Origin of the sequence: uncultured Maritalea sp. (assembly GCF_937139385.1) — a bacterium.
Lineage (GTDB): Bacteria > Pseudomonadota > Alphaproteobacteria > Rhizobiales > Devosiaceae > Maritalea > Maritalea porphyrae_A.
Window position 1 is genome coordinate 1 of record NZ_CAKZPW010000242.1, and the last position, 3,350, is coordinate 3,350.

Below are 3,350 nucleotides of genomic sequence, written 5' to 3' on the forward strand. Positions count from 1 at the left end.
CCGTGTAGACCAGCCAGAACTTGCCATCAGCATAGGAAAGGCAGGGCGCCCAAACACCGCAACTATCAGGGTTGCCGCGCATATCGAGTTGGCTAGCGCGGTCCAAAGGGCGTTTTACAAGCGCCCAATTGACAAGGTCTTTGGAGTGAAAAATCTGCACGCCTGGATACCATTCAAAAGTAGACGTCGCGATGTAATAATTCTCACCAACCCGACAAATGGAGGGATCAGGATTAAATCCTTTTAGGATTGGATTTTTGATCATTTGCATCGCGACGACCTAACTCTACACTTGCAGTGCTTTTGCCGCGTCCGGCCCAAGTGGCGCCGGGCGTTCGCAACTGGTGGTCATTTCTACGAACTGTCCTTTTTCGCCGGAAATCAACACACTGGTCATCACCTCAACAACATGCAATGCAAGCTCTTGTGAGCAGCGATGTGGCCGGTTCTGCGCAATTGCAACAGCCATATCAGAAAGGCCCGCACAACGATAATTGGCGTTTCCATCATCATTGACCACAGCAAATGGGTGATCCCAATTGCCTGGCAGGTCTGCGGCCTCTTCTCGTTTGGTGATGCGGATTTCGCCGCCAAAGAAGTTTGGATCAGGTACATGGACGGTGCCCTTTGTGCCATATAGTTCCATGTTCGTATGGCCATGTTCCCAAACGTCCCAACTTGTGACCATCGTCACCACCGCGCCGCTTTGAAATTCCAGCAGCGAATGAATGGTGGTGGGCGTATCAACAGGGATCTTTTCGCCGTTACGCGGTTCAGAAGTGATCACACGTTCTTTGGACGGCGTCGATGTCAAAGCGCCAACCCGTTTTACCGGGCCCAGCAATTGCACCAAATTGGTCACATAATAGGGCCCAATGTCCAACATTGGACCGGCGCCAGGCTGATAGAAGAAGTCAGGGTTCGGGTGCCAATGCTCCATGCCATGTCCCATCACAAAGGCCGTGCCGGACGTTATGGTGCCCAAATCACCTTGGTCGATCATGTGCCGGACATGCTGGTGCGCACCACCCATGAAGGTGTCTGGGGCTGAGCCAATGCGCAGGTTTTTCGCTGCAGCGATATCTGCGAGCGCCGACCCTTCCTCCAAAGTCAAAACATATGGCTTTTCGGAATAGACGTGCTTGCCCGCTTCCAAAATGCGCTTTGATACGTCAAAGTGGGCGGCCGGTATGGTGAGGTTGATGATGATTGAAACATCATCGCTTGCCAACAACCCTTCAACGGTTTCCGCGCGCACACCAAATTCTTCGGCGCGGGCCTTGGCCGCATCCATGTTGATATCAGCAACAGCACGCACTTCAATGCCCACAAAATTTGGTGACAAGCGCAAGTACGCTGCGGAGATATTGCCGGCGCCAATAATGCCGACCCCAAGTTTTTCAGTCATAATGTCTACTCAACTAAAGTGTTTTTGCGTAGGCGATTGAGTTCGCCCCAAAGGCGATCGCATCGGCAGGATTATCATGCTCCATGACAAAGATTTTTGCAGGTGTGTTGGATTTTACCGCGCTCATCAAAGCAGCCCAATCAATGGTGCCACTGCCAACATCGGTCCAGCCATCTTGGTCCAAATTTTCACCGTCAGGCGCCTTATCTTTCATATGTACAGCCGTGATGCGGTTGCCATATCTCTTTATCCATTCGATCGGATCTTGGCCGCCAACAATGACCCAAGCAATGTCAGCTTCCCATGAAATATTTTGCGCATTGTCCAAAAGGATCGCCATCGGTATTTGGCCATCGGGCAAAGCAACGAACTCAAAGTCATGATTGTGCCAACCAAAGGTAACGCCAAAACCTGCTAACTTGTCGCTGACTTTGCTCAAACGCTGTGCAAAAACTTGCCATCCTGCCGCGTCAGTTGGGCGATCGTCTTCCACCAAATAGGGGGCATAGACCTGGCGGACACCCAGCGTGTTGATGATTTCAAGCGCTGCGTCAAAATCATCTTCCAAAAGCTCAAGCGCCAAATGAGTGCTTGGCATCTTCAAACCCACATTATCAAGGTCGGCGGCCAATTCCGCCACATTGTCGAACATTCCGCCAAAGCCTTCAACCTGTGTGTAGCCTTGATCTGCAAGCGCAGAAAAAACCTTGGACCAAGGTGTTGCATTTCGTGCGCTATAAAGTTGATAACTCAAATCCATGAGCGTGTTCCTTAGTAATTTTGGGGTTTAAACCCGCAATTCAGTTTCTTTGTCAAAAATTGAAGCCCGCGCAGGGTCAAAACCCAACGTGAAAGCGTCGCCAGTCGAAATTTTTGCTTGCCCGTCCATCCGTACACGGAAAGCCTGATCTTCGATCTTGGTCCACACAAGCGTGTCAGAACCCATTGGTTCAACAATCTCTGCGACCACCTGGAATGTTGCAGGTTGATGCTCCGCACCTTCGCCGGCAACCGCATGCTCGGGCCGAAAGCCAAACCAAACAGGGCTGGCAACGGGACCATCCACATAGTCGTACCCCTTAAGATCAATCACAGTACCACCAACCTTGAATTGGCCCTGACTGCTCAATTCACCTTCCAAGAAGTTCATGGAAGGGGATCCAATAAAATCGGCCACATATTTATTGACCGGGCGATTGTAGATCTCAGCTGGGCTATCCAATTGCTGAATTAGTCCGGCTTTCATAATCGCTATACGATCCGCCAATGTCATCGCTTCCACTTGATCGTGGGTTACATAGATCATCGTGTTGTTCAGCTTTTGGTGCAACCGTTTGATTTCAACCCGAAGGTCAGCCCTAAGCTTCGCGTCAAGGTTGGATAGTGGCTCATCAAATAAGAAGACATCAACATCGCGCACCAAAGCGCGACCAATCGCAACCCGCTGGCGTTGACCGCCAGAAAGCGCTGCGGGCTTTCTTTTTAGCAAGGGTTCAATTTGCAAAACCTCAGCCGCACGTGCCACGCGTTTGTTGATTTCGTCTTTTGGAACTTTTGCGTTCTTGAGACCAAACGACAAATTACCTTCCACGGTCATTTGTGGGTAAAGCGCATAGGACTGGAAAACCATACCAATGCCGCGATTGCTCGGCTCTTCCCAAGTGACATTGTTTTCGTTGATGAAAATCTGTCCATCACTCACATCTAGCAGGCCAGCAATACAATTGAGCAATGTTGACTTGCCGCACCCTGACGCGCCTAGAAGAACCAAAAACTCTCCGTGGTCGATCTCAAGGTTGAGTTGCTTGAGAACTTTTACCGACCCAAATTGTAGATCGAGATTGCGAATAGACACACTGGTCATGATCAGCCTTTCACCGCGCCAGCGGCGATGCCGCGGACAAACAGTTTGCCAGAAACAAAATAAATGAGGAGGCGAACA

4 protein-coding genes are annotated in these 3,350 nt (G+C 50.4%); all 4 read right to left on the minus strand.

The window, feature by feature from the left end; genetic code table 11:
- Positions 1–265: family 43 glycosylhydrolase (locus Q0231_RS10145; protein WP_299347571.1), on the minus strand; the 265-nt coding region annotated here is incomplete at its 3' end.
- Between the two features lie 21 nt (positions 266–286).
- A complete protein-coding gene (locus tag Q0231_RS10150) occupies positions 287–1,408 on the minus strand; it encodes a Gfo/Idh/MocA family oxidoreductase (RefSeq protein ID WP_299347573.1) in 1,122 nt (373 codons plus the stop codon).
- Between the two features lie 13 nt (positions 1,409–1,421).
- Positions 1,422–2,168, minus strand: a complete 747-nt coding sequence (locus Q0231_RS10155) for a sugar phosphate isomerase/epimerase (protein ID WP_299347575.1) — start codon at positions 2,166–2,168, stop codon at positions 1,422–1,424.
- A 27-nt stretch (positions 2,169–2,195) separates the two neighbouring features.
- The gene (locus Q0231_RS10160) at positions 2,196–3,272 is read right to left on the minus strand and encodes an ABC transporter ATP-binding protein (RefSeq protein ID WP_269392701.1); all 1,077 of its coding nucleotides are present in this window, start codon (positions 3,270–3,272) and stop codon (positions 2,196–2,198) included.
- Positions 3,273–3,350 lie beyond the last annotated feature (78 nt).